The following is a 26,846-nucleotide window of genomic DNA, read 5'->3' as shown; positions in this document are numbered from 1 at the left end:
TGGAGTTGGGTGGAATGACGCTGGAGGATTCGATGCGTCGTGCCATCGAGGAGACGCTGAAGCCGGGGGATGGCGGCACGATCGGTGTGGACTTCCGTGGCAACATCTCCATGCAGTTCAACACGGAGACGATGCTGCGTGGGTCGGCCAGCTCGGACGGCGACTTCGAGATTGCGGTCCGCTGAATCCAAATCAGCTAATATCCCCGCCATGCCTTTACAACCCGGTCAGACCCTCGCCCACTACCGCATCGACCGCAAGCTCGGCGAAGGCGGCATGGGCGAAGTGTGGGCCGCCACCGACACACGGCTCAACCGCACCGCCGCCATCAAGTCCCTGCCCCCGGCCGTCGCCGCAGACGGCGAGCGGCTGGCCCGCTTTAACCGCGAGGCCCAACTGCTGGCCGCTCTGAACCACCAGAACATCGCTGCAATTTTCGGGTTGGAAAAGGACGACGACGGTGCTCCGTACCTGGCCATGGAGCTCGTCGACGGCGACGACCTCACCGTCCGCATCGAGGACCGACCGATCCCCCACGACGAGGCGATCGAGATCGCCCTCCAGATCGCCGCCGCGCTGGAGGAAGCCCACGACAAGGGCATCATCCACCGCGACCTCAAGCCGGCTAACATCAAGTTGACCGACGACGGCAAGGTCAAGGTCCTCGACTTTGGTCTGGCCAAGGCGCTCTGCGAAGATCCTGACGACAGCGGCAGCAGTCTCGACTTCTCGACGTCGCCCACGCTGACCGCGGCGATGGGGACCCAGGCCGGCATCATCCTCGGCACCGCCGGCTACATGTCGCCGGAGCAGGCGCGGGGCAAGAAGGTCGACCGGCGCACCGACATCTGGGCCTTCGGCGTGGTGCTGTTCGAGATGTTGACCGGCGAGCGGCTGTACCACGGCGAGACCGTCACCGATGTGATCGCCGCCGTCGTCACTCGTGAGCCGGAATGGGAAAAGTTACCGACGTCGACACCGGCCTCGCTGCGACGGGTGCTCAAGCGCTGTTTGCAGAAAGATCCGCGCAAGCGATTGCGAGACATCGGCGACGCCGCGTTGGAACTCAGGGAACCATCCGTCGATGAACCCACCGCCGACGAGCCCCCTCCCGCAAGCGCGAACCGCGGCTGGCTGCTCGGCGCCGCAGGTCTGGTGCTGGGAGCGCTGTTAACCTACGTCGTCCTCTCGACAGGCGGCGCCGGCAAAACCACCGCCTCACCGCTGTGGACCAACCTCGAGCCACCCGCCGGAACGACGTTCTACAGGTTCCTGGAGCTTTCGCCTGACGGCAAGATGGTTGTGTTCGTCGCGTTGTCCGAGCCTGATGGAGATCGGGACAATCAAATTCTCTGGCTACGCAACCTGGACGACGAACGGGCTCGACCCTTGCCTGGTACCGAGGGAGCGAACCAGCCGTTCTGGTCACCGGACTCCAAGTCGATCGGCTTTTTTTCCCGACGGAAGCTGCGTCGTATCGAGGTAGACGGCGGCGTGACACAGGCCATGGCCAATGCGGGGAACGATCCTCGCGGTGGAAGCTGGGGCGCCGATGGAACGATCCTCTACGTGCCGGACTGGAGCGAGCCGGTCTATCGCGTCGCCGCATCCGGTGGCGAGAGTCAGCTGGTCACCACGTTGAACGCGGAGCGGTTGGAGATATCCCACCGCTGGCCGCATCTCCTGCCCGACGGCAAGCACTTCGTCTACTTCGTCGTCAGCACCTATCCCGAGGTGAACCCCGACAATCCCTCAGAGACCGACCAATCCGGGTTGTACATTGCGTCGTTAGACGGCGGTGAGTCGACGTTGCTGCAGAAGGCTCGCTCGAGGGCAGTCTATTCCAGGGATGCACTGGTCTACGTGGACGATGGCATCCTGATGTCCCGTCCGTTCGATCTGAAGAACCTCTCCTTCAATGGCAACGCCGTTGCGATCGCCAGCGACGTCAATCAGACGGTCGGCGCGCTGTGGGGCGCCGCGCTGTTTTCCGTGGCCGATAACAATACGCTGATGTTCGTCCGCGGGGCACCCGAGGCCCGGGAAATCAGTCAGTTGATGTGGGTCAACCGCAAGGGCGAGATTGTCGAACGGGTGGGCAAGCCACAGAGTATCGTCAGTATGAAACTTTCCAGCAGCGGGAAGTTCGCGGCGGTGGCCGTCGGGGATCCGGAAGACGTCTGGATCTACGATCTTGAACGGAACAACTCCACCCGCTTCACCTTCGACGTCGGCACGGACGGCAGCCCCCTCTGGTCGCCGGACGACGAGACGATTCTGTTCAACTCGATTCGCGTGATACCCGGCGAGAACTTCATGCCGGTCCGGTTGTACCGCAAGGAGACCTCGGGACTGGAGGCAGAAGAGTTCGTCGTCGCGGCCGATGCCTACGGACCGACGCTGATCCCGACCGATTGGTCGCCGGACGGGAAGACCGTCATCGCGACCGCCACCCGTCCGGGAACCGGAAACGATCTGTTGACCTTTTCAATGGAGACTCTCGAGTTCGAGGTCTTCCTGGAAACCGAAGACACTGAGCAGGCTGGGACGTTTTCGCCCAGCGGTCGTTGGGTGGCTTACGAGTCGGACGTTTCGGGCACGTTGGAGGTCTACGTTCGCGCGTTTCCCGGCCCGGGCGGCGAGTGGCAGGTGTCGACAAACGGCGGTATGCGACCGATATGGCGGGAGGACGGCAGCGAGTTGTTCTACGTCTCGAACGACGGGCAGATGATGTCGGTCGCCGTCGAGAGCGCGGAAGCGTTCCGTCACGACACACCCGTCGAAATGTTCAAGATGGAAGGTTCGATCCTCCCCGATGGATCCTCGGGCTACGGTGTCCAACCCGACGGCTCGAAGTTCTTGATCATGGGACCGGTCGAGGGCGAAGCGCCGCAATCGGCGGTGATCTCGTTGGTGAAGGGCTGGCGATAAGAAAAAAGGGGACAGATTTATTTAATTGGCGGCCAATTAAATAAATCTGTCCCCTTTTCTCTCCTCTTGACAATGTGCGACATTTGTCGCATTATGGTCTGCGACATCTGTCGCACATCATCGTCGAGGGGATGCATGACCCGCAAACTTCCGGATCTCTCCCGTTTTGAACTGCAATGCCTGCGGATGCTGTGGAGTCACGGCGAGGCCTCGGTCCGCGATATCCACGACCAGATGGACGCCCCACCTAGTTACTCGACCATCCGCAAGATCTTCGAGCGGCTGGAAGACAAGGGGGCGGTGCGTCGGGTACGCAAGGACGGCAAGGCCTGGATCTACGCGTCGGGAGTCAAGCCGACGGCGATGATCCGCAAGGAGATCCAACGATTTCTGGACTCGATGTTCGACGGTGCCGCGGGATCTCTTGTTTCCCATCTAGCTGACATGGACGCATTGTCTGTCGATGACCTGAAGGAGATCGAACAGCAACTGGTGCCGAGTAAGAGGGGGAGACGCTCATGATTGGTTACGCCGTGGCGATTCATCTCTGGCAGTCGACCCTCGTCTTGATACCGCTGGCATTGCTCGCCGCGATGATGAAGCACGCGCCGGCACGGATCCCCGCGGCACTGTGGTGGATCGCGTTGTTGAAGTTCCTCCTGCCGCTGCAGTTGTTGGCGCCACTTGGCAGCATGTTGTGGAACCTGCTCCTCAACGCAGGGAGCCCCGCAGCCACAGCCGCCCCCACAGTCGTCACGGTCTGGTTGTATCCGGAGATCCTGCAGGCACCCCTCGATAGTTCGGCGACACTGCCGACCTTCGTGTCGTTGGTGTTCACGACGGCGTGGTTCGTCGGTGTGTTGTGGTTGAGCGGAAGGTTCCTTCGCCGGACATGGACGGATCGGGTTACTGCGGCGGTTGTCAGTGACGACGTCGAGGGTCGTCTAGAGGCCGCACTCCGGATCGGCGGGATTCCAAGATCCGCCGTCCAATTGATCGAGGGTGCGACGGTTCCTTCCGTTCGTGGCTTACTGAACCCACGGATCTACGTCTCCGTTCCACTGGTCATGGAGTTGGCAGACGATGAATTGGGCGCGATCCTGATCCACGAGAACCAACACCGACGTCGCCGGGATCCTGCCCGCTCATTGTTGCCGAGGTTGGCAGCGATCCTGTTCTTCTTCTACCCACCCGTTCGTTGGCTCACCCGCAAGATCTTCGAGACGACGGAGATGGCGTGCGACGACGCCGTCCTGCAGTCCGGAATCCGGTGGCAAGACTACGCACGCTCCATCGCTCGAACCCTGGAGCTTGGTCTGTTCCCGGTTGCCGCACCGGCATCGATCCATGGCTTCGGTTCGACTTCGTTGAAACTTCGTCTCGATCGACTACGCATGGCCGGGAGGTACTCCACCAAGAGTCGACATCGTCTGGCGCTGATCGCTGCATTCTTACTGGTCCTCACCGGCTCGTTCCTACCGTTCGGACCCCATCCATTCCAGGCGGTGGCCGCCGAGACCCAGGCAGCGGATGGCTTCGAAGGCCTGGAAAGGTCTGAGGAACCGTTCCCGTTCGTCGTTGAGAGCCTACCGCTGCCGAAGGTATTGCAGAATCTCCAACGTCAGAGCGGAATTGAAATCCTGATCAAGGGACCGATCAGCGAGCAAAACATCGCGCTGCAATCGGCCGTAGTTACACCGCTCAAGGATGTGCTGAGGGCCGTCGAGTCTCTCGGCGGGTTGAGGTTCGAGGTGACCGGTCCGAGGTCGATGATCGCACATCCTCGTTCGGCGCCATCTTCAGATGGCATCCAGCACGCCCAACTCATCGAAAAGGTCGAGCCGGACTATCCGGAGGCAATGCGTGTCGATAAGATCGACGGGCGTGTGATCCTGCAGGCGTTGATCGGTGTGGATGGATTCCTCAGCGAAATTGAGGTCCTGCGTTCCGAACCCGACCGGGAGGACATGAAGACCGCCGCCATCGACGCCGTCGAGCAGTGGCGCTATGAGCCTGCGACGAAGGCGGGCGTTCCGGTGGAGACCTACTTCACCATCGTGATCGAGTTCGCATTGAAGTAAGGGGACAGATTTATGTCCCACAAACAGCCCGCGGCGCTCCAGCCGACGTCTTGCCCCACGAACCCGGTGTCGGCAACAGCGGTCGATTCAGATAGAAGAAGACCGCTCCGCTGACCGGTATCGCCGCATCGACCAGGATCGTCTCAGTCGTCGGTGTCAGGACACAGCCCGCATCGAACTCCGGCGAGCTGGACCGAGCCACCTGATAGTCCGCCGTGCCCGGCACGCCGAACCACAGATACTCATCGGCGTCGCCGCCGTTGTAGAACCCCGAGTTGGCACCGCTCTCATCCACAAGTCCGAAGCCGGCATCGCCCGCACACTGGTTGTCGACGCCGTCGTTCCGCTCGATCGCACCGGGATAAACATGCGGATCCGACGGCGCACAATCGCAGTCATCGCCCGCACCGTCGAAGTCGCTGTCGGCCTGGGACGCATTGGCCAGATTCGGGCAGTTGTCACATGGGTCGCCGACCGTGTCCAGATCCAGATCGCCGTGCGTGCCATCGATCCAGCCCAGCGCGGCTTGCAGGACGGTGTCGACACCGACGGCCACATCGTCCTCTTCCAACCAGACATTACAATCCACCGCTTGCTCGTCATGGGTCAGGTACTCGCCGACATCCGAGAGCAGGAAGCCATCGGTCCCGCAATAACGAGCAAACCAGTCAACATTCATCGGCGAGGCAAAGCCGATCTGGTTCGGTCCGTTGAAGGTCGCCGACGTCGCCTTGCCGAACCACTGGGCATTGGGCAGGAACTTGAAACGTAACGCCACCTGGTCGCCGGCGCTGATCGAGCCCGGCCCGGTCAGCACCGCGACCTTGTTGGCGTAGCTTGTCGCCGGATTCCCCGGGATGCTCCACGTCGAAGGCGCTCCCGCCGCACACATCTCGAAATGATCGTCAGGATCCCCGCAACGCTGGTCGAAACCGAGAGTCGGTGTCGGAGCCTCGAACAGGATCGACAGTCCGGTGTTGCTCTCGAACATGTTGCCGCCCAGGTTGTTGCGGAAGTCGACGATCAGTCCGTCGGTTGCCAGTTGCTGCGTCAGTTGGTCGATGGCGGCTTCGAACAGTAGACCCGTGGCCGGTTGCCAGGCCCGGACGTTGATGTAACCGATATTCGTGCCGGTGATTACGCCGGACGTGACCCAGTTGCTGCCGAAGACCGGGTCCGCAACACCGGCCACCGACAGTTGTTCGCTGGCATACATCGAAACGCCGGTCAGGCCGGTAAACAGCGACGTCGGGAGATGCTGCACCTCACCGGTGTCGTGTTTGACGATGTCGATGGTGTCGAACAGATGCCAGTTTCCGGCGGACGAACCCAGCAGTCCGTGCTCCTTCGACGAATCTGTCGTGCCGTCCCAGACACCCGTGGACGGGAGCTCGTGGACGTCGAGAAGTTCCGGATAGATGTCGATCCACGGACGACCGTCGTAGCCCAGGATGCGGTCGCCGGGAACGACGCCAAGCGGGTGCCCACCAGGCACGACGTCGTAGATTAGCCCCGACGTGTCGGCCTGTGGGGTGACGGACATGCCGGCATGGGTGACGAAGCCCCATGTCGAGAAGTTAAATAGCGGCACACCGGGGGCCAGGGTCGTGTCGCTGACGCCCGTGTCGGTCACGGCCGTATGACCGTCTTTCAGCAGACGACCCATGCGAGACATGATCGCCGCAAAGCGACCACGACTGATGACCGGGGATGCCGCCTCGGAGGTGTACTGGGTCTTCACCGCATCCCAATCCAGCGGAAGGTCCTGCCAGCACGCGTAGTCCTCGTCCATCGTGTCCCAGACGTGATCGAAGCCGATCGCTCGATCGTTTCGCGTCAACGGAGAGGTGCCCCAGGTGCTGTCGATCAGGGCGGCCCAGTCGGTCGCCCCTCGCTGGATCGACTCGGGGCTCACATGGGGTGCCGGTTTGCGGGTCACGAGTCCCGCCAGTCGATCGATGTCGTCTGCGTGGAGTGACGCCGGCATCAGGGTGACGACAAGAACGAAGAGTACGGCGCGTCGTAACGGCGAACGATTCATGGCTCCCCCTCTGAATGCCCCTCGTGTCTGCTGCCGATCATATACGGGCAAACGTGGAATCCGGGGAGCGGGCCGGTAGCAATGACGCGAACGCGCTACAATCTGCGCCGTGAATCCGCTCAATCCAGGCAGCTCCCTGCTCCACTACCGTCTCGTCGACAAGATCGGCGAGGGCGGTATGGGTCAGGTGTGGAAGGCCACCGATCCGGACCTCGGGCGGGACGTGGCGATCAAGCTGTTGCCCGAGGCGTTTGCCGCCGACGCCGAACGGCTGGCGCGCTTCGAGCGTGAAGCCCGGTTGCTGGCGACGCTCGATCACCCGAACATCGCATCGATCTACGGGCTTCACGACGCCGAAGGTGCCCGTTTCCTCGCCATGGAACTGGTCGTCGGCGAGGATCTAAGCCAACGCCTGGCCCGCGGCCCGCTGCCGATGGACGACGCGCTGGAGACCGCCGCGCAGATCTGTCAGGCACTGGAAGCGGCCAACGACGCCGGCGTGGTCCATCGCGACCTGAAACCGGCCAACGTGATGCTGACCGCCGACGGCAAGGTCAAGGTGCTGGACTTCGGGTTGGCCAAGGCGCTGATCGGGGATCCGGCGTCCGGTTCCAGCGCCAGCATGTCGATGTCACCGACGATGACGAGCGCCGGCACCCAGGCCGGCATGATCCTCGGCACCGCCGCCTACATGAGTCCGGAACAGGCGCGGGGCAAACCGGTCGACCGTCGCGCCGACATCTGGGCGCTGGGCTGCGTGACGTACGAAATGCTCTGCGGCAAGGCGCCGTTCTCCGGTGAGACGATCACCGATACATTGGCCGCCGTCGTCCGGGCCGAGCCCGACTGGGATGCGTTGCCGGCGGACACACCTAACGTGATCCGCAAGGCGTTGCGTCGTGCCTTACAGAAGGATCCGGCGAAGCGGCTGCGTGACGCGGGTGACCTTCGGCTGGAGATCGAGGAGGCGCTGGCAGGGGAGTCCGACGACACCGCCGAGCCCACCGCCGCCCCGCGATCGCCGGTCCACGGGATCCTGTGGGCCATCGGCGGTGCATTAATAATGATGGCTGCCATGTTTGCGTTTCGCGGCGATTCCAATTCCGCTGCCGTAGACAACACGACGGCAACACGCTTCGAGGTCATTGCGGCCCCAGGGCAGACTCAGATCGACAACTGGTCCCTGAGGATTTCACCCGACGGCAACCGAGTCGCGTGGGTCGTGATCGATGGAGCGCGACGGTCGATCCATCTCCGCGGGTTGGACTCGCTCGAGATCCAGGAGCTGCCCGACACCGAGGCCGCAAAATATCCAACGTTCAGTCCCGACTCTCGCTCTCTGGCCTTCTTCGCAGGCGGCAAACTTCGTCGCCTCGACATCGGAAGTCGCCGAGCGATCGATCTCTGCGATGCGCTGGATGGAGCGGGCATCACCTGGGTGGACGACGACACGATCTATTTCAACGACGCGTGGATCGGTGCCCTCAAGAAGATCTCGGCGGATGGAGGCACTTCCGAGGTCGCAACGACCCTGGACCGCGAGTACGGCGAGATCGGACACTGGTTCCCGCAGGCCCTACCCGGCGGCAAGCAGATCTTGATCTCTCGTTGGCGTACCTCCCTCAACGACATGACCGTTGCGGTCGTCGATCTCGATAGCGGTGAGATTCGTGATCTGATCCAACGGGCGTCCCACGCCCGCTTTGTCCCGCCCGCCAGCCTCCTGTTTACCCAGGCCGGCGCGATTCAAGTCGTCGACTTCGATCCGAAGTCGCTGCAGGTAAGTGGCGACCCCAGGTTACTGGTCGATGGCGTCAAGCAGCAATGGGACAACGGTTACAGTCCGTGGTCCGTCTCCACCAACGGCACGCTGGTCTACCAGGATGGCAGTCTCTGGTCGACGAAACGTTCTATCGTCAGTGTCGATCACGATGGAAACGTGACTCCGTTGGATGTCGAACCGGCGGCCTACGTCCACGCGGCGATTACGCCGGACGGTCGGCGACTGGCGGCCACCCGCTTCGATAACGGTCGCGCGAACGTTGTCGTGTTCGACCTCGAGCGCGGCGTCAACACGCCGATGCCCATGGACGGCGTCAACGCCTATCCGGTCTGGAACCCCAGTGGCGAAGAACTCGTTTTTGACACCTCGTTGAAGGGGCCGTGGGATATCTACCGCTACTCCGTCGAGGGAGGTGGCAAGCCCACCCTGTTGGTCGAGGGCATTCCAGATCAGACTCCCCTTGCCTGGACCCCAGACGGGCGCTCCGTCGTGTGGAAGGGACGGGACGACACGATCTATGTGACAGACGTCGTTGCCGGAGGGGAGCCCGACGTCCTAAAGGACATCGGCGCGGACGATCTTTCGATCTCACCGGACGGGGAGTGGTGTGTCTATCGAGATGGGATCGCCGGTCGTACCGAGGTGATGCTGCGTCGCTTCCCCGATGGCCAACGGGTCTACCGGGTCTCGAAGGACGGCGGCGGTTACCCGCTGTGGGGTCGTGATGGGCGGGAGGTGTTGTTCCGTCGTGGCGACGCGGTGATCTCTGCGTCGTTCCGGGCAGAGAACGGCGAACCCGTGATCGGTCGACCGAAGGTGCTGTTCCGGAGTGACGAGTTACTCCCGATGGCCCGGAACTCGTGGAGCTATGACAGGGTGCATGACCGAATGATCATGATTCAACGAGGGGATCGCGAGGTCAACCTGAAGGCGTTTGTGGTGTTGCAGAACTGGCAGGCGGCGCGTCAGATCGAGATTAGCCAGTAAAAGTCATCGCAGCTGTCGCGTTCACGGTTACCTGGAGCAGGGGGTGCCTCGCGACGTCTCGTTTCCGAGAATGGCTCCGTCGGGTGTCGGTTGTCATCCTTGACTTGTCCGCCACCCTTGTCGATCATGTTCCCTGACGGGGAGTTCTCATGCGGTGGCGCGGGCGGCAACGTAGTCGAAACGTCGACGATCGACGCGATCCAGCGCAAGTCGACGGGCCATGTCCGGCCGGAGTTCTGGACCCATGGGTCGTCGCGTCAACGGCAGGAGTGGCTGATGCGTGGCCTGCGCTCCGGCGACCCGGCAGTTTGTGACACTTTCGATAATTAGCGACTGACAAATGAGGAGAAAACAATGGGACTGTTCGATTTCGTAAAGGACGCCGGTGAGAAGATGTTCGGCGGCGATGACAAAGACGACGCCAAAGAGAAGCTCGACCAGGTACTGGCCGACAAGAAGCTGGGCATTTCGCTGACCGAGATGGTGACCAAGATGGATCTGGGGATTGAGAACGCGCGGGTCAAGGCGCGTGAAGGCGTGGCCACCCTCTCCGGTGTCGCGTCGTCCCAGGCGGCTCGGGAGCGGGCGGTCTTGTTTCTGGGCAACACCCAGGGCATCGCGCAGGTCGATGACCAGACGACGGTCGAGAAGCCCGAGCCCGAGGCGACGATGTACACCGTGCAGTCCGGCGACAGCCTGTCGAAGATCGCCAAGGCCCACTATGGAAACGCGATGAAGTACACCGACATCTTCGAGGCCAACAAGCCGATGCTGAAGGACCCCAACAAGATCTATCCGGGACAGGTCCTGCGGATTCCGCCGAAGGATTGACGCTGAACCACAGTTTGTCGTCCTCCTGTGCCCCGGCTCGGCTAGAATCACTCGCATGTGTCGTGATCAGCGGAGCAGGGGCCCAGGTTGGCTAGTCGTAGCCCTCCTGATGGGTGTGGGCGTTGTAAGTGCGGAGACGATCCCGGCGTTCCAGGACAAGCGTTCCGATCAAGCCGTGTTCCTTCTGTTTGACGAGCTGGGTGTCACCCGGAACGATTGCTCATCGACGGTAGGGATTCGGTTCCCGGACTCCATCCTCTACTGCGGCAAGTTGCCGAAACGTGAGAACGACGAGAACCACGCCGCTCTAAAGACGTCGATGGATAAGGCGATGACTCCGTTCGCGACGCACGCGAATCCGTGGGTCGAAAAGAAGAAGTCCCTCAAGAGAACCTACCTCGTCGATACGATGCCCGTCACCGCGCTCCTGAAGTTCAAGAATCGGCAGATCGTAGTCGCCTATCCGTTGCAGATCGATACCTGCGAGGGGCAGGGTTACCCGACGGAACTGATTGACAGGTACATGGAGACCTGGGATCAACCCAACGAAGAGCGAAAGGTGGTGGTGAGAGAGAAGACCGACATACCGTATGCCGGTCCCGGACACATCGAGGACGCCGTGCTCATCGAGGAATCGAAAGTCCACCCTGAGTATCCGCTGGAAGCGCGGAAAAACAGAAGGCAGGGATTGGTGCTTCTGGGGGCGGTGATCGATGACGAGGGCAACGTCGCCGACATCTGTCTCTACAAGGTATCTCCGATGGGCTATGAGTTTGGGAAATCGGCCATCCAGGCGGCCGCCCGGTGGCGATACGAACCTGCGACCAGAGATGGGGAGCCGGTCGACGTGTACTTTTCAATCAAGGTCGATTACACAATCCACTGAGCGACCATCCAACCTCGGAAAATGAACCTCTCAAACCTCACCACCTGGCTCGACGAATGGTCCCAGACCTGGTCCTTGCCGACGCTTCCCCAGCGTGCACACTTCGAGACCAGCTCGCGTCTTCGAACCACCCTCGGTCGATGTCATCCCGTCAGCGGAACGATCCGACTGCACCCGGCGCTGTTGGACGAGCCCGAAGCGTTGTTACGAGAGGTCGCCTGTCACGAAGCGGCCCACGTGGCGGCCTATCTTCGTCACGGGCGACGGATCCGTCCCCACGGCCGGGAGTGGGCTGCGCTGATGACCGAGGCCGGATTCGAGCCCCGCGCTCGGTTGGATCCCGCCCGACTGTCAGAGAAGTGTCGTCAGGCGACCGGACCGCGTGGGCGTTACCAGCACCGTTGTCCGGTGTGCGATGTCGGTCGAACCGCTCGACGGGCGATGAGACGTTGGCGCTGTCGTACCTGCGTCCGCGCAGGCCGCGACGGGGTGCTGGAGATCGAAGAAAAGGGGACAGATTTATTTTTCCCCGGGGAAAAATAAATCTGTCCCCTTTTCCTACGGGCAGGTCAGCGTCTGGTCCGGCTCACAGGTGCCGCCACCCCGGGGGCGTTCGACACCGTCGCTGTCTCTGCCGTACGAACCCTCCATCCCGCTCTTGAACGGGACCACCAGGTAATAACGATTGAAGCCGTCCTGTGGAAACGTCCGTGTCGTCGCGCCACCGTTCACACAGAACTTGGAGAAGTGACTGGGGTACGCGCCGAGGAAGCCCTCGTAGATTGCGTAGTCGGTGTCGGTCGTTTCACAGGATTGGCTCCACGTCAGCTCCAGGTCTCCGCCGACGAGGTTGACTCGTAGCGGCTCGCCGGGCGTGTCGCCGCCGTTGGGAACGCTACCCGCTCCACCCACCGGCGCACAATCCACGACCGAGCGGATCACCCAGTCGCCGCTCACACCCAGGAAGCACGCGTCGGCCCAGCCGAGCCCAAGGGCGAAGAGGCCGTTCTTGCCGAGCTGGCAGCCGTCGGTGTCGTTGACGACGCTTGGGCCGATGGACTCGTTAGGGTCGTTGAGGAACTTGAACGAGACGATGTACTCCTGCCCGTTGGTCACGGGCTCGTTTAGCGGGATGACCATGTTCTCGTCCAGGAATCGGAACTCGTTGAACACGCCGTCGGTCATTGTCGGGCCGTCGATGCTCACCAGCTCCGTGCCGGGCGTCGGGAAGACTCCGCCCTCGAAGATCTTGATCGAATCTTCGATCGAGAACGGTTCCGTGCCCACCTCGGATCTCCAGAACACCTGCACCGCGACGATGGTCCCGTCACAGGGCGAGGTCTGCCAGCTGGCGGCGCTCTCGTTGGGATCGAAGCCGAGCTGCGCCGTGCCGGGGTTGCCGGCCACCAGCGAGTCGTTCTGTACGGTCACCTCCGCCGCCATGATCGGGGCGACGAACAACGCGACGACGATCAAGGTGCGCTTGGATATGGTCATGGGCATCCCCTATGGACTTTTGAGAACGATACGCACGGTTGGTCGGCCGCGCTGGCTATTTCGTCGTCATCGGGCTCACTCTGCGGAAACCCTACCATGAGAGAGCGATGGTGAGAAAAAGCAGGAAAAGGGGACAGATCTATTTTTCCCCGGGGAAAAATAGATCTGTCCCCTTTTCCTGCGTCCTTCCAATTCTTCGTTACTTCCCGCTTCCTTTGGGTCTGTACAGCCTTATGGAGGCGACCGATGCGACGACTGATCTGGACCGCGTTGATCCTGCTGGCGGTTCCCGCGATGGCCCAGGAAAGTGCCTCCTTTAGCCTGAAAGAGGGGGTTCTGAACTCGGGGGGGAACCCAGCGAGTGGCGTCACGCCGACCTCGGCGTCGTTCCGCATGGGGGTCGACTCGATCGGGTCCGCCGTCGGCGGTGGCCAGCTCTCCAGCTCGGCGTTCCAGCTGGACGTGGGCTTCACCGCCGCCTATCGCCCACCCCTCGAGGTGCTGGGGCTGATCTTCGACGACGCCGACACCCTGGTCTGGCTGGTCGAGGCGGCGGCCGCCGACTACACCCTCTATCGCGGCTTGATGAGTGGGATCGCAGCGCTGGGTTACGGCAGCTGCGAGACCACTGACATCCCCAGCACCACCGTCAACGATCCCGATATCCCGCCGTCCTCCGACGGCTATTTCTATCTCGTCACCTCCAACAATCGTCTCAACGAGGAAGGGACCAAGGGCTTCGATAGCGACGGTGCCGAACGTCCCAACCCCTCACCCTGTCCGTAGGAGTCTGAAGATGCGCATCTCCAAATCGATTCTCGTGATCGTCCTCGTCGCACTGACGCTTCCACTCCTGGCGGCCACGGCGCCCGACCGACTGAACTACCAGGGCGTGCTTCGGGACAGCTTTGATAACCCGATCAACGCGACCTACGACGTCGTCTTCCGCCTCTACCCGTTCGTGGCAGGCGGCAGCGACTACATTGTCGATCAGCATCTGATCGCCGGCACCGGTGGGGTGACTTTTCAGAACGGCCTGTTCAACGCCCAGATCGGCGGAGGAAACGTCTTCGACGGCAGCGGCCCCGCTACCTACAATTCGTTGGCGGAGGTCTTCGAGTTCTGGACCGATGTATGGCTGGAGATCGAGGTTAACGGGGAAATCCTCAGCCCACGGGTGCCGATCGCCTCTTCAGCGCACGCGTTGAACGCCGAGCATGCCGAGACCGCGGACTCCGCCACCGACGCGATGACGGTCGGGGGGTTGTCGACCTCGAGCCTGCTCACTACTTCCGGTAGCACCCAGACCAAAGCCGGTTCTCTTACGATCGATGGAACCCTCACTGCCGGAGGCAACATATTCGACTTCGGTTCGAGCGCCAGAATCCACTCGACGACCGACTATCTGCACCTCCAGGCCGGCGATCAGACGTCCGACGATCTCTATTTGCAGGCGGGATCCGGTCCAGGTCAGGGAAGAATCGTCGTCCAGGGTCTCGGGCCGATGAACTTCTCTTCCGGTGACGGGACCTACAGCTTCGACGACGCCAATGGTATGGAAATCGCAAGCATGACTCCCCTCGGCTACCTGCAGATCGACGGCGGTTTTGATTTCGATGGATCGCTGACATCGGCTGCTGGGGGCTATATCTTCCCGGCGGCGAGCATTTTCCGCGTCCAGGCAGGCGACAATGACACCGATGATCTGTGGCTGGTAGCGGGCAATGACAACACCGACGGCCGGATCATTCTGAACGGTGACGCCCAGATCGATTTCTTGTCCGGAAACGGACGGTACAATTTCTGGAACGAGAGTTTAGGAATGGTGACCGCCGATCTCGACCCTACAGGCAATCTCAATATCGATGGAAGCCTTACCTTTGATGGCACACTGACATCGGCATTGGGAGGGTACGTCACTGCGGGGCAGACGATCATGCGTGTTCAGGCCGGAGATACCGACTCCGACGACCTATGGCTTGTGGCAGGCAACGACAACACCGACGGCCGCATCATCATGAACGGCGACGGCCCGATCGAGATACGGGCCGGCAACGGATCGTTCCAGTTTTACAACGAGAGCACGGGGCAAGAGACCGCCAGTCTCGATGCCAGCGGCAATCTACAGATCGAAGGCAGTCTGTCCACCGCCGGTGGTGCCAGCCTGACCTCGTTTGCAACCAGCACCAGCCTCCAGGCTGGCGATCTAGCCACGGACGATCTGTATCTCAGAGCCGGCAGTACGAGTAGCAACGGCGAGATCACCATCTTTGGCGAGGGTGAAATGTGGTTCGACGCCGGGAACGGTACCTACCGGTTCTACAACGGCTCCAACGTCGAGACCGCCTCCCTTAACAGTGTCGGCGATATTCAAATGGATGGAGACCTATTGATCTCCGGCAATGATTTGGATTTCGGCGGCGGTGCGCAGTTCTCGACCTCGACCGCCAGCATGTTTGCCTACGGCGGTACGACCTCAACCGACGACCTACACCTTTACGCATCGACCGCCGGCCTCACGTCTGGATCGATCTCGATCTTCGGCAGTAGCACCATCCAGATCAACTCGGGGAACGGAACGACCCAGTTCCTGCACCAGGGGAATCTCAAGGGCTTCATCGATAGCGCCGGTCGATTGGATCTGGACGGCAATCTCGACCTGGATGGTGGCAACATCTACATGAGAGAGTCCGGCATCGACGGCAATCAGGACATCCATTTCCGTGAAGACGGCTTGAACTCCGGCGAACGCTTCGAGTGGGACAACGCCGCCGATCGATTCGAGGTCTCCGACGATTTCCACACCTTCGGGACATTGACCGCCACCACCAAGAACTTCGTGCAGAACCATCCCTATCGCGACGACCTGGAGATCGTCTACACCTCGCTCGAGGGCGATGAGGTGACGGCGTTCACCCGCGGCTTCGGTCGATTGAAGGATGGGGTCGCGCGGGTCCAACTGGGCGAGACCTTCCCGTTTGTCGCTAACCCCGATCTGGGACTGTCGGCTCACCTGACACCTCGAGGCCAATGGGCCGACCTCTTCGTCGAAGAATTGTCCGTCAACGAGATCGTGGTTCGCGCCGCACCCGGAACCCCCGACGTCGCCTTCGACTTCATCGTCTTCGGTCTGCGTATCGGACACGAGCAGCTTCCGGTCATGCGACCGAAGCGTTCGGAGTCGTTCCTGCCGACGGAAGAGCAGTACGTACGGGATCGTGGAAACGACCCGGCCCTCGGCGAGGCGACGGCGTTGGCCCGCTACAGCAAGATGGCCGCCGACGCCCACGGGCGCGCCAGCATCGATACCAGCCGCGGCGACGCACTGAAGCTGGCCATCGGTCAGCGAGATACCCAGTTCGATTACCCCGTCGGCTCCGATCGATCCGAACGGGCAAGACACGCCGAACTGAAAAGTGAAATCGACCCCGATGCGTACGCGCAAGTCGAGGAGGAGACCCGTCCGGACGCCATCGAAGCGACACGTCGTTCGGTCGGCGGGGAAGTGACAACGGCGGCGGTTCAGGTCGCGCCCCCCATCCGTGACGGGGATCTCTACGCGGATTCATTCCGATCCGGTGCCGGCGAGATGGCCACCATGCTGCCGACGGGTCAGTCGCTCGACGCCGGAGACGTCGTCTCGATCGATTCCCAGACCGGCGCCATGATTCGAGCGACCCTGAACGCGGACCGCGCGGTCTTCGGCGTCGTCGCCGCAGATGCCGGCATGCTACTGGGTGCTCGCGAAACCGAGGGCGAGAACAGCAAGACCCCGATCGCCATGTCGGGCATCGTCCTCTGTAACGTCGACGCCAGCTACGGCGCGATCCTCCCGGGCGACCTGTTGGTCACGTCGGAGACCGCCGGACACGCCCGTCGCGACGACGACCCTGCGACGGGAACGGTTCTCGGTAAAGCACTGGACCGACTGGAAGTCGGCACCGGACAGATCCGGGTTCTGGTCACGCTGCGTTAGAGAAAAGGGGACAGATTTATTTTTCCGCCGTCTCGGCGGAAAAATAAATCTGTCCCCTTTTCTTACTTGAGGGTTACGGCTTCCATCCTTCGGCAGTTGCTGGCCTTGCAACCGGGTGGGTTCTTGTCGCCTTCCCGGGTGTAACGGATCCGAGCCGGGCGATCGTGAACCCGTGCCGCGATCAGCAACTCGAGCATCGCGTTGATTCGCACCTCGGAGGTTTCCTCGAGAGAGGCCGAGTAGTAGGGGACGTCCTTGTTCCATGCGGCTTGATCACCTTTGTACGGTGCGGCGCAATAGACACTGAGGGTCTTCGCCTTCACCGTGACCTTGCCGACGTTGCACGGTGCCCAGGCGTAGCTGGCGGCGTGGACCGGTGCGGCGATGACGAGACAGGCGAGGATCAGGGCCGCTGCGAACAGGTATTTGCGCATGATGGGGTCTCCACAGGCTCTACGTTCCATCAGACCCTAACATACCGGGTGGTTGCGCTTACCGGAGGATCGTTCCGCTCTGCTATCCTCCCTCCGTCAACAGCGGAGACCGAATGCAAGCCGGACAACAACTACAGCACTACACCCTTATCGAACAGATCGGCGAGGGCGGCATGGGGGTCGTCTGGAAGGCGAAGGACACCACCCTCGCTCGCGACGTGGCGATCAAGATCTTGCCTGCGGCGTTCGCCACCGATGCGGATCGTCGGTCCCGTTTTGAGCGGGAGGCCAAACTGCTGGCCACGCTCAACGACCCCGGCATCGCAGGGGTCTACGGGCTCCACGAGGCGGAGGGAATCTCGTTCATCGCGATGGAGTTCGTTCCCGGCGAGGATCTAGCCCAGCGCTTGAAGCGCGGGCCGTTGCCGGCGGACGAGGCGATCGACGTCGCACGGCAGGTCGCAGCGGCGCTGGAGACCGCCCATCAACGGGGCATCATCCACCGCGACCTGAAGCCCGCCAACATCAAACTGACTCCCGAAGGAAAGGTCAAGGTCCTCGACCTGGGCCTGGCCAAGGCGCTCGAGACCGAGAGCTCCGCCGATCCCGGCAGCATGTCGTTCTCGCCGACGGTGACCTCGGCGGGGACGATCGCCGGGACCCTGCTAGGCACCGCGGCGTACATGAGCCCCGAACAGGTCAAGGGAAAGGAGGCCGATCGACGCGCCGACATCTGGGCCTTCGGTGTGGTGCTGCACGAACTGCTGACCGGCCGAGCGACCTTCGCCGGTGAGACGATCTCCGAGACTCTGGCATCGGTCCTGCGGGACGATGTTAGCGACGAGAACATGCCCGCAGAGATCCCGGCCTCGGTCCGGCGACTGCTGACACGCTGTCTGGACCGCGATCCCAAGACACGGTTACAGGACATCGGCGAGGCGCGTATTGCCCTGTCACCCGAGGGCCTGGCGGCCGGTGGCACGGCTGCTGCCACGACGGCGGCCCACCGACGCACGATGCTGCCGTGGGTCGTCGCCGCCGTCGCACTGCTGGCGCTGGTCGCGGTGAGTTGGTTCGCGCTGCGTGGCCCACGCCAGCCACGAACGTTCGAGATCCGCGCCGAGATCGCCCCCCCGAAGGAGCACCATTTCCTGATCACCGGATCCAACGCAGGCTCGCTCTCGATCTCACCGGACGGCACGAGGATGACGTTTGTCGCCTCCTCCGGGTCGGGGACCCCGTCGCTCTACCTGCGCACGCTTGGTTCCAGCGAACCGCGGATTCTGTCCGGCACGGAAGGCGCGACCTATCCGTTCTGGTCTCCGGATAGCCGCCAGCTGGGGTTCTTTGCCGAGGGCAAACTGAAAAAACTCGATCTTGACGGCGGCGCACCGTTGACGGTGGCGGTTGCCGGGGACGGTCGCGGTGGGACCTGGAACGAAGACGGCACGATCCTGTTTGCCCCGGACACCCAGTCACCCATCAAGCGTGTCTCGACGGGTGGTGTCCTCGGCGAGGATGTGACCAAGTTGGATCCCGAGCGCGGCGGCGAGACGACCCATCGTCACCCCTCGTTCCTGCCCGACGGGCGTCACTTCCTCTACGTTCGCGGCAGCCACTCCGCCGCAGACGCGGATCCGGTCAACTCGATCTGGGTCGGTGACGTCGAGTCGGACGACACGTTCGAGCTGACGTATTCCATGAGCCAGGCGCACTACGCGCAGGGGCACGTGTTCTGGGTTAACGAAGGTTTCCTGATGGCGCGGGGGTTCTCAGCCGAGAAACTCGAGTTCACTGGCGAGGGGTTCGCCGTCGGCGAGGGCGTTGTCATGCAACCCAACACCTGGATCGCCGCGTTCGTGGTCTCCGGGGCAGGGCCGATTCTGTTCCAGACGGGCCTGACACCGGAGCGACAGTTGACCTGGTTCGACCGCCAGGGGCAGGCGCAGGACACGATCGGCAATTCCGGCGAGTACGACTTCATCCGTCTCTCTCCGGACGACCGTTCACTGGCCGTGACGTTGCTCGACGGAGTCTCCGGTCAGGGCGACATCTGGGTCTACGATCTCCAACGCAACGTCGGCAGCCGGCTGACTTTCGACGAGGCCCACGACGTGGGGCCCGTCTGGTCCCCGGACGGCAGCCGGATCGCGTTCGCTTCCAAACGCGGCGGCGCACACGGCATCTACGTGCGCGCCGCGAACGGACGTGGCAAAGCCGAACTACTCTACGCGAACCCCTTGCGATCCGAGGCGGAGGACTGGTCCTCAGACGGCAAGTACATCGCGTTCAACTCCAGCCCTGGCAAGGCGGATCTCTGGATCTATTCGTTGGAGGACGGCACGGCCGAACCCTTCGTCACCGGGGACTTCGACGAGGGTTACGCGAGGTTCGCGCCGAATGGCGAATGGATCGCCTACGTCTCCAACGAGAGCGGTCGCTACGAGCTGTTCCTGACCCGCTTCCCCAGCGGCGAGGGAAAGTGGCAACTCACCCGGGTGGGTGCCGACTGGACGGTCGGCTGGAAGAAGGACGGAAGCGAAATCTTCTACATCGATCTGGAGGGCAAGCTCTGTTCGGTCAAGGTGGAGCTGTCCGACCGGGTCGTGGCGGACATCCCCAACTGTCTGTTCCCGACCCAGTCCGGCAACAGCTGGACGAATAATTCCGACGGCGAACGCTTCGTGCTGGGTGTCCCCGATGATCAGGGTTCCGACTACCCGATCACCCTGTTGTTGAACTGGGACGGGCAGTGACAACCGGGAGCCGTTGCAAGCTGGACAACAACTCCAGCACTACACGCTGATCGAACAGATCGGCGAGGGCGGCATGGGGGTCGTCAGGAAGGCGACCGACACCACCCTCGATCGCGACGTAGCGATTGTGCCCACCCTCCAGGAACTGGTAGCTGTAGATCGACGGCGCACCGGCAACGCGTCAGGAAGTAGCCCCCCATCGCGCCTCCTTCCTCGCCTTCTCGGCCGACCCGATCGTCTCGTGTACTGATGGGCATTCCAACAAGGTCGGTCGCCGTGAAGCGGTTTCGGTCTCGCTAGAGGGCAACCAACGCGATCCGCTGATTGGGGTAGTCGAAGACCAGACGGTAGTCTCGTAGGATCGTGACGCCCACATTGCCGAGCCCGTACGGATCGGCCATCGCGCCGGCCTTGTCCAGGCTCAATCGGACCGGAAGGTCGTCGTAACGATGCCCCCCGATCTCGACCCAGCCCAGCCGGCCGTTGACGTACCGTGACGCACCGCCGGCGCCGTTGAATGTACGTGTCGGGCCGCTCTTCTTGCCAAGCAACGAGAATCGTTCCACGACTGGCGAGTAGAAGACGACGGTCGTATTGGCCGCGCCGGTGTCAAGACTGAACAGCCCGGGCTGACCTCCGTCAAACGTACCGGGGACATGCGGATGCTTCCCGTGAAGTACCAACGGCTGCCATTCGATGTCGGCGTCAGCTTCCCCCGCGGAGTCGTGCACATTGAGCGCGGGTGTGTCCAGCTCCATCGCGACACGCGCACGAATCAGGATGTCCCACCCGATCACACCCTCGATGCCGCGGAGCGACGGGACGGCCGTGTCGATGTCCATCTCCATGAACGCCAGGTTCTGCACCGTCATCGGGCCCAGTTGGAACGTGTCGATCGCATACAGCGGTGTCGCCGCGACATCCTCACCGGAGCCACCGAGTACGGTCATGCCCACCTTCTCCAGACCCAATCGTTTCGCAGCGGCAGGAGTGATGACGGAGGCTCCGGCACCCGAGTCGAAGATGAACCAACCCGTCGGCTTGCCGTCGATGACCGGTTTCACGGCCACATGACCGGTCCCGATCCTGCGCACGTTCAGTTGTGAGGGTGTGGCCGAGTCGAAGGTCGTGTCATCGACACCGCGGGGAAGACTTGCCAGGGCCTCGGCGTTGCAATCGGTGGTGACGGCCTTTCGAACGCGGAAATCATCGACGCCACCGGCTTCGTCGGTTCCCCGGATTCGATGGGGGATCTTCAGGCCATCCACCGCGCGATAGTCGGAATAGTCGATTGCAAGATCGGCGCCGAAGTTCGCCATGTCGACGTGTGTGGGGTGAAAGGTGTCTTCGTCGAGGGTCACGACCACATCCAGCAGGCCGTCCCTCGTACGCGCCGTGACCACCCAGTCGTCGCCGCGTCGAAGCGGTTCGCCGAGGACGATCGGTGCCTCCTCCGCCAGCCAGTAACCGCTCTCGATCCAGATCCCCAGCCGTAACGCTTCCTTCATGATCAGCTGCAATTCGAAGACCGCGCTGGCGCCATCTCTCTGCCAGACCCGCTGACCGTCGGAGGTCACGACGGTTGCCATCGGACCGTCGATCTCGTAGCGATAGGCGCCGCCCGCACCCAGCTGCATTTCATAGTTGGCATCGGTTCCGCGGTAGCTGCCGCCGCCCTGGATCGATAGACATCGGTCGCCGGTAGGGAGGTCGTCGGTTCCGGCAGCCCGACGAATCTGCTCCAGTGTCGGCGTCGTCGAGAGCTCGGTGTCTGACGTGGAGAACAGCACCCAACTGACGAGGGAGATCAGCACGCTCGTAAACGTCGTAATCCAGCGTGGGTCAGCGGATCGCACGGCCCCTCCTGGCGGTGGATACGGGCAGGGTCCCGACGGGTTGCGAGAATCGTGTTTTCGATTTCAAATCCGAGGTCGCCCGCGGCCGGATCCACGCCGTCAGGGCGTTTTTCGGTCTGGCCGCAACCTTGCAAGGACCCATGGCAGAGGAGGTCTGTGTCATGAGTCAACGCACTACCGTCTACGATCTGGGTATCGTCGAGCCGCCGCCACCGCCGGTCACGAGCATGCCGTTGCCCGTCCCGTCGGTCGTCGATCGCAGGGAACCGGCGCTGGCCGGACCGACCGCGAATCTCGATCCTCCACGCACACCGGCGGACGCCATCGCCGACAGTCTTGGACTTGCCATTCCAGGCATGTCGCAGATGCTGCGGGGTCGTTGGGCCGACGGGTTATTCTTCCTGACGGGGAGCCTGTTTCTCCTGACGCTGGGCTGGGCCGTCCTGAATTCGTTGGAACGATTGCCGTCGACTCTTGTCGCGCTCGGCTATCCGTCCTTCGGCGGCATCTACGCGTTGGAGCTGATCTTCCTCGCGTTGGCCTGGACCCACGTTGGCAATATTCTCTTCGGCACACCCCGCGGCGTTCATCGAACTCATCCCGTTGTGGCGGGTATCGCCTCGGCCTGTGTTCCCGGTTGGGGGCAGATCCTCAACCAGCAGCCGCGGAAGGCGGCTGCGTTTCTTGCCGGGCTCTGGACCGTGGCGTTCGTCTGGTTGTTGTCGTCATCGTGGGCCCTTGGGATCTTCGCGGCTCACGGTGTCGAGCTGGAATCCAGTCTGCGGGTCCTGTCGTCGCCGGTGGTGTTGTGGACGGCACCGATCCTCCTGTGGGCGTTGGCGATCTACGACGCCGTAGCCACGGCGAAGACAGAGTAGAGCGAAGGTCCATTAGTAGACTAGAATCCCCCGATGAACGTTGAATCGGGGACTCAGCTACTTCACTACACCCTCACCGACAAGATCGGCGAGGGAGGCATGGGCGCCGTCTGGAAGGCGACCGACACCACGCTCAATCGTGATGTCGCCGTCAAGCTGCTTCCGCCGATGTTCGCCGAGGACCCCGAGCGTCGTGCACGTTTCGAGCGAGAGGCCAAGACCCTGGCCTCGCTGAACCACCCCAACGTCGCGGCGGTCTATGGGCTGCACCAGGACCAGGGCGTGCACTTCCTCGTCATGGAGTACGTCGCCGGCGAGGATCTGTCGTTCCAACTCGCACGGGGTCCGCTGCCGCTGGACACCGCCCTCGACGTGGCGACCCAGATGGCCGCCGGTATCGAGGCCGCCCACGAGAACGGCGTCATCCATCGCGACCTGAAACCGGCCAACGTCATCGTCACCCCCCAGGGCAACGTCAAGCTGCTGGACTTCGGTCTGGCCAAGGGGTTCGAACGTGACACCGGTAGCAGCGATCCGTCGTTGTCGCCGACGATGACCTCCGCCGGGACCGTCGCAGGCATGATCCTTGGCACCGCGGCCTACATGTCGCCGGAGCAGGCCAGGGGCAAGCCCCTCGATCGACGGACGGATCTGTGGTCCTTCGGCTGTGTGGTCTACGAATGTTTGACCGGCAAGAGTCTGTTCGCGGGAGAGACGGTCTCGGACTCTTTAGCGGCGATCCTGCGGAAGGAGCCGGACTGGTCGGCGCTGCCCGACACGACACCGCCGTTGGTCCGATTGATGCTGAAACGTTGCCTCGCCAGGGACGTCGACAAGCGCTTGCGGGATGCCGGCGACGCTCGGTTGGAACTTCAGCACGCCATCGAGAACCCCGACGCGGGGTTGGAGCGTGTCGAATCGACCTCAAGCAGCAGCGGTTGGCTTCCGTGGGCCCTGATGGTGGCGGCACTGGTCGTCGCCGGTTACTTCGCGTTCACCGGTTCGACGGAAGAGCGCTCCACACCACGGGAGACTCGTCGCTTCACCATCACGATTCCCGGATCCACCCGAATCGGCGACACATTCGCGTCACCGCCCGCCATCTCGCCCGATGGCCGGTCGATCGTGTTCGGTGTCGGCGAAAGACAGAGTCAACTCTGGATACGATCAATCGACGACGTCGAGTCTCGTCGACTTCCCGACACCCAGAGCGCGCAGTTTGTCTTCTGGTCTCCGGATAGTCGACACATCGGGTTCTTCATGGGCGGTCGGCTACGGAGGATGGAGGTTGCGACCCGCCGCGTACAGCAGATCAGCGAGTCGGGGTCGTCCTATTCTCGCGGCGGCTCGTGGGGGATCGACGACACTATCATCTTCGCGCCGGATGCCAATTCCGGTATCCACGTCGTCGATGCCTCGGGAGGCGAGCCTCGCCCAGTGACCACACCCGATCCCAACGTGCCCGATGCCAGTCATCGATGGCCCTATTTCTTGCCCGACGGGAATCACTTCCTCTACCTGTCGTGGACCAACGACGTCAAGGCCCGGCAAGAGCACGGCGGAGTCTTCCTGGCGTCTGTGGATGGCAAGACGAAGCCCCATCGGGTGATCGAGGATGCCTCGAGCATGGCCTACGCACCGTCAGGCCACATCCTCGTGACACGCGAGGAGAATCTGATCGCCGTCCCGTTCGACGAAAAGACGCTCACGGTCAATGGCGAGGCGCAAGTCGTCGTATCGGGGGTCTTGCGAAACCGGGCCACCGGCCACAGCGCGTTTTCCGTTTCCGGCGAGGGGACCCTGCTCTACGCCGGTGGTCAGGCCTTCCCGCCGACATCCCTGAGTTGGGCCGATCGATCGGGTGCGCAGGCGGACATCGGAGTGGACCCCGCACCTTTTAACTGGGTTGAGCTGTCACCCGACGAACGTCGAGCGGCGGTGACGCTCTACGGTGCAACCGGTGACGAGCAGATCTGGTTGATCGATCTCCGCCGTGGCCTGCGAAGTCTGTTCGCATCGGGCCCGTCGGCCTACACGACACCGCTCTGGTCGGGGGACGGCAGCGAGTTGCTATTTACGTCTCAGGATAACGGCCCCCTGAACGTGTACCGTCGTCCGGCCGACGGATCCGGTGAGATGACGCTCGTTCTTTCGGACGACCAGGACATCATGGTGTTCGATTGGAGTCGGGATGGACGTTCGGTGCTGTTCTGGCCGGTGGGTTCCGGGCAGGGAACCTCGGATCTCTGGGTTGTCGAGGTGGAGAGCGAGAAGAAGACACTGGTGGCCGAAGGCGACGCTGCCTACACCGACGGACGATTCTCTCCCGACGGTAAGTTGATCGTCTATGCGACAGACGAGTCGGGGCGCAGCGAAATCTTCGTGCAGTCCCTGGTGACCGGAGGACGTTGGCAGGTTTCAACCGTGGGGGGCGAGTTGCCTCGCTGGCGCGGAGACGGGAAAGAGATCGTCTATTTCGATCCCGATCAGACTCTGCAGGCGGTCTCTGTCGATACGCGGCAAGATTCCGTGACCCTGGGAGCACCGGTGGCGCTGTTTGCTATCGAGGACGTCATCGTTACCTTCGACAGTTCCGGCGACCACAGCCGGTTCCTGATCGCCACTCGCACCGAGGGGGCGACGGAGCCGTTGCAGATCGTGCTGAACTGGGACGCGAAGCCCTAGCCGCCGCGACTGAGGGCATCCACCGGCGTCAACTTCGACGCCCGCACGGCCGGGTACAACCCGAAGGTTAACCCCACCAGGGTGCAGACCGCTACCGCGATCAGTGGTGCGATGAACGACCACGCGAAGGGCCAACCGGAGAAGATCGAGATCCCGTAGGCCAGCATGAAGCCGGTCACGATGCCGACCACGCCGCCAAGTAAAGAGATCGCGAAGGCCTCGATCAGGAACTGACGACGGATGTCGTGACGCTTGGCGCCGATGGCTCGGGATGCCGATCTCTCGTGTTCGCTCCAGGACCGTGGCCAGCATGATGTTCATGATGCCGATGCCGCCGACCAGCAATGAGATGCCGGCGATGGAGGCCATGACGATGTCGAAGATCCGTTGCGTCCGTCGATGTTGCTCCATCAGCATCTGTGGCACCACCAGCCGATAGTCGACGATGCCTCCGTGACGGGTCTCGAGTAAACGGGAGAGCGTCGCCGCCACCGAACCGATAGCGTCGCGATCCGATACCTCCAGATGGAACGCGTCCAGTTCGTTCTCCATCGGTTTGAAACGGAAGCGATTGCGGGCGGTCTGGAGCGGGACGAAGACCTTGTTCTGCGGACCGGAGAGTTGGACCCCCTGAAACTCCTGCTCCGCGGCCTGGGTCGATTTCAGGACACCGACCACCTCGAACCAGAGATGGTTGGCCTTGATCCGCTTGCCTAGCGGGTTGAGCGTGCCGAACAGATCTCGCGCCACCTGGGAGCCGATTACACAGACCTGGGCGAAGTTCTTCTCGTCGTCGTCGTTCAGTAGTCGTCCATGTTCTGCGGTGAGACTTCCCATCGGAAAGTAGGGCGGCTCAACACCGAAGACCTGTCCCTCGCTGTGACCGGAGTCCGCAAATAGTCCGAAGACGTTGATCTCCTTCACACCGGAGTAGCGAGCGACCTGGGGAAGCGTCGCGATCGAAACTTCCAGATCGCGAATGTTCAGGCCAAGCGAATCTTCACGGATCTCACGCAGCCGTTCGTCGGATTGCACCTCGGCCTGCACGATGACGTTCCGCAGACCCAACGAATCGATCATCGTCAGGGCCTCGCGCTCGGCGCCCTTGCCGATCGCGAGCATGCTGATCACCGCGCCGACACCGAAGATCATGCCGAGAAGGGTCAGCAGCGTTCGCAGCTTGTGATGGGCAAACTCGTCAAGGGCGTGACGCAGGCCGGTCTT

19 protein-coding genes and 2 pseudogenes are annotated in these 26,846 nt (G+C 62.4%); 15 read left to right on the top strand and 6 right to left on the bottom strand.

The features are described from left to right. The 4 genes from OES25_06950 to OES25_06935 all read left to right on the top strand — a co-directional run. On the top strand, nt 1–185 hold a 185-nt coding region (locus tag OES25_06950), incomplete at its 5' end, for an isoaspartyl peptidase/L-asparaginase (protein ID MDH3627380.1). Between the two features lie 25 nt (nt 186–210). Next, nucleotides 211–2,931 carry a protein kinase gene (locus OES25_06945; protein MDH3627379.1) on the top strand — a complete coding sequence of 907 codons (2,721 nt, stop codon included), beginning with the start codon at nt 211–213 and terminating at the stop codon, nt 2,929–2,931. Nucleotides 2,932–3,066: 135 nt separating this feature from the next. Next, nucleotides 3,067–3,453 carry a BlaI/MecI/CopY family transcriptional regulator gene (locus tag OES25_06940; GenBank protein ID MDH3627378.1) on the top strand — a complete coding sequence of 129 codons (387 nt, stop codon included), beginning with the start codon at nt 3,067–3,069 and terminating at the stop codon, nt 3,451–3,453. Next, on the top strand, nt 3,450–5,012 hold the full coding sequence (locus OES25_06935; GenBank protein ID MDH3627377.1) for a M56 family metallopeptidase: 1,563 nt from the start codon (nt 3,450–3,452) through the stop codon (nt 5,010–5,012). Before OES25_06940 ends, OES25_06935 begins: the two co-directional genes overlap by 4 nt. A gap of 10 nt (nt 5,013–5,022) precedes the next feature. On the opposite strand, the gene OES25_06930 is transcribed toward OES25_06935, so the two are convergent. Beyond that, entirely contained in the window at nt 5,023–7,053 is a 2,031-nt protein-coding gene (locus OES25_06930; GenBank protein ID MDH3627376.1) for a S41 family peptidase, read from the bottom strand. Nucleotides 7,054–7,162: 109 nt separating this feature from the next. Here OES25_06930 and OES25_06925 point away from each other — a divergent pair, with 109 nt between their 5' ends. From OES25_06925 to OES25_06905, 5 genes and pseudogenes are all read left to right on the top strand, one after another. Beyond that, a complete protein-coding gene (locus tag OES25_06925; protein MDH3627375.1) occupies nt 7,163–9,823 on the top strand; it encodes a protein kinase in 2,661 nt (886 codons plus the stop codon). Nucleotides 9,824–10,015: 192 nt separating this feature from the next. Next, nucleotides 10,016–10,153 (top strand): annotated as a pseudogene (locus OES25_06920) (neutral zinc metallopeptidase). 24 nt (nt 10,154–10,177) lie between these two features. Continuing rightward, entirely contained in the window at nt 10,178–10,654 is a 477-nt protein-coding gene (gene lysM / locus OES25_06915; GenBank protein MDH3627374.1) for a peptidoglycan-binding protein LysM, read from the top strand. Between the two features lie 55 nt (nt 10,655–10,709). Next, the gene (locus OES25_06910; GenBank protein ID MDH3627373.1) at nt 10,710–11,540 is read left to right on the top strand and encodes an energy transducer TonB; all 831 of its coding nucleotides are present in this window, start codon (nt 10,710–10,712) and stop codon (nt 11,538–11,540) included. A gap of 21 nt (nt 11,541–11,561) precedes the next feature. Next, nucleotides 11,562–12,083, top strand: a complete 522-nt coding sequence (locus OES25_06905; GenBank protein ID MDH3627372.1) for a SprT-like domain-containing protein — start codon at nt 11,562–11,564, stop codon at nt 12,081–12,083. A 15-nt stretch (nt 12,084–12,098) separates the two neighbouring features. Here the strand turns inward: OES25_06905 and OES25_06900 are convergent, their stop codons facing one another. Beyond that, nucleotides 12,099–13,037: a hypothetical protein gene (locus OES25_06900; GenBank protein ID MDH3627371.1), complete on the bottom strand. Its 939-nt coding sequence runs from the start codon at nt 13,035–13,037 to the stop codon at nt 12,099–12,101. 246 nt (nt 13,038–13,283) lie between these two features. Here OES25_06900 and OES25_06895 point away from each other — a divergent pair, with 246 nt between their 5' ends. Next, the gene (locus tag OES25_06895; protein MDH3627370.1) at nt 13,284–13,823 is read left to right on the top strand and encodes a hypothetical protein; all 540 of its coding nucleotides are present in this window, start codon (nt 13,284–13,286) and stop codon (nt 13,821–13,823) included. A 10-nt stretch (nt 13,824–13,833) separates the two neighbouring features. Continuing rightward, nucleotides 13,834–17,013 (top strand): hypothetical protein, encoded by a 3,180-nt coding sequence (locus tag OES25_06890; GenBank protein MDH3627369.1) that lies wholly within the window; start codon nt 13,834–13,836, stop codon nt 17,011–17,013. A 62-nt stretch (nt 17,014–17,075) separates the two neighbouring features. Here the strand turns inward: OES25_06890 and OES25_06885 are convergent, their stop codons facing one another. Next, nucleotides 17,076–17,477 (bottom strand): hypothetical protein, encoded by a 402-nt coding sequence (locus OES25_06885; GenBank protein MDH3627368.1) that lies wholly within the window; start codon nt 17,475–17,477, stop codon nt 17,076–17,078. An 83-nt stretch (nt 17,478–17,560) separates the two neighbouring features. Here OES25_06885 and OES25_06880 point away from each other — a divergent pair, with 83 nt between their 5' ends. Further along, nucleotides 17,561–20,203 carry a serine/threonine-protein kinase gene (locus tag OES25_06880; GenBank protein ID MDH3627367.1) on the top strand — a complete coding sequence of 881 codons (2,643 nt, stop codon included), beginning with the start codon at nt 17,561–17,563 and terminating at the stop codon, nt 20,201–20,203. 13 nt (nt 20,204–20,216) lie between these two features. Further along, a complete protein-coding gene (locus OES25_06875) occupies nt 20,217–20,453 on the top strand; it encodes a hypothetical protein (protein ID MDH3627366.1) in 237 nt (78 codons plus the stop codon). A 46-nt stretch (nt 20,454–20,499) separates the two neighbouring features. On the opposite strand, the gene OES25_06870 is transcribed toward OES25_06875, so the two are convergent. Then, nucleotides 20,500–22,059 carry a retroviral-like aspartic protease family protein gene (locus OES25_06870; GenBank protein MDH3627365.1) on the bottom strand — a complete coding sequence of 520 codons (1,560 nt, stop codon included), beginning with the start codon at nt 22,057–22,059 and terminating at the stop codon, nt 20,500–20,502. A gap of 161 nt (nt 22,060–22,220) precedes the next feature. Between OES25_06870 and OES25_06865 the strand changes: the two genes are divergently transcribed. Together OES25_06865 and OES25_06860 are read left to right on the top strand one after the other, a co-directional pair. Then, nucleotides 22,221–22,937, top strand: a complete 717-nt coding sequence (locus OES25_06865; GenBank protein ID MDH3627364.1) for a hypothetical protein — start codon at nt 22,221–22,223, stop codon at nt 22,935–22,937. Nucleotides 22,938–22,970: 33 nt separating this feature from the next. After that, the gene (locus OES25_06860; protein MDH3627363.1) at nt 22,971–25,622 is read left to right on the top strand and encodes a serine/threonine-protein kinase; all 2,652 of its coding nucleotides are present in this window, start codon (nt 22,971–22,973) and stop codon (nt 25,620–25,622) included. Here OES25_06860 and OES25_06855 read toward each other — a convergent pair. Both OES25_06855 and OES25_06850 read right to left on the bottom strand, forming a co-directional pair. Further along, on the bottom strand, nt 25,619–25,846 hold the full coding sequence (locus OES25_06855; protein ID MDH3627362.1) for a hypothetical protein: 228 nt from the start codon (nt 25,844–25,846) through the stop codon (nt 25,619–25,621). The two genes, OES25_06860 and OES25_06855, sit on opposite strands and share 4 nt — an antisense overlap. Nucleotides 25,847–26,159: 313 nt before the next feature. Continuing rightward, nucleotides 26,160–26,744 (bottom strand): annotated as a pseudogene (locus OES25_06850) (ABC transporter permease). Between the last annotated feature and the right edge of the window lie 102 nt (nt 26,745–26,846).

It is taken from the genome of Acidobacteriota bacterium (assembly GCA_029861955.1).
GTDB lineage: Bacteria > Acidobacteriota > Polarisedimenticolia > Polarisedimenticolales > Polarisedimenticolaceae > JAOTYK01.
Note: the sequence above shows the minus strand (reverse complement) of the source record. Positions and strands in the feature narration are given on the sequence as shown.

What these genes read in the sequence shown, in the direction of transcription:
- OES25_06940 (MDH3627378.1), top strand. Translation starts at nt 3,067, where the DNA reads ATGACCCGCAAACTTCCGGATCTCTCCCGTTTTGAACTGCAATGCCTG.
- OES25_06905 (MDH3627372.1), top strand. Translation starts at nt 11,562, where the DNA reads ATGAACCTCTCAAACCTCACCACCTGGCTCGACGAATGGTCCCAGACC.
- lysM (MDH3627374.1), top strand. Translation starts at nt 10,178, where the DNA reads ATGGGACTGTTCGATTTCGTAAAGGACGCCGGTGAGAAGATGTTCGGC.
- OES25_06880 (MDH3627367.1), top strand. Translation starts at nt 17,561, where the DNA reads ATGCAAGCCGGACAACAACTACAGCACTACACCCTTATCGAACAGATC.
- OES25_06945 (MDH3627379.1), top strand. Translation starts at nt 211, where the DNA reads ATGCCTTTACAACCCGGTCAGACCCTCGCCCACTACCGCATCGACCGC.
- OES25_06865 (MDH3627364.1), top strand. Translation starts at nt 22,221, where the DNA reads ATGAGTCAACGCACTACCGTCTACGATCTGGGTATCGTCGAGCCGCCG.
- OES25_06935 (MDH3627377.1), top strand. Translation starts at nt 3,450, where the DNA reads ATGATTGGTTACGCCGTGGCGATTCATCTCTGGCAGTCGACCCTCGTC.
- OES25_06900 (MDH3627371.1), bottom strand. Translation starts at nt 13,037, where the DNA reads ATGACCATATCCAAGCGCACCTTGATCGTCGTCGCGTTGTTCGTCGCC.
- OES25_06910 (MDH3627373.1), top strand. Translation starts at nt 10,710, where the DNA reads ATGTGTCGTGATCAGCGGAGCAGGGGCCCAGGTTGGCTAGTCGTAGCC.
- OES25_06890 (MDH3627369.1), top strand. Translation starts at nt 13,834, where the DNA reads ATGCGCATCTCCAAATCGATTCTCGTGATCGTCCTCGTCGCACTGACG.
- OES25_06885 (MDH3627368.1), bottom strand. Translation starts at nt 17,477, where the DNA reads ATGGAACGTAGAGCCTGTGGAGACCCCATCATGCGCAAATACCTGTTC.
- OES25_06930 (MDH3627376.1), bottom strand. Translation starts at nt 7,053, where the DNA reads ATGAATCGTTCGCCGTTACGACGCGCCGTACTCTTCGTTCTTGTCGTC.
- OES25_06895 (MDH3627370.1), top strand. Translation starts at nt 13,284, where the DNA reads ATGCGACGACTGATCTGGACCGCGTTGATCCTGCTGGCGGTTCCCGCG.
- OES25_06860 (MDH3627363.1), top strand. Translation starts at nt 22,971, where the DNA reads ATGAACGTTGAATCGGGGACTCAGCTACTTCACTACACCCTCACCGAC.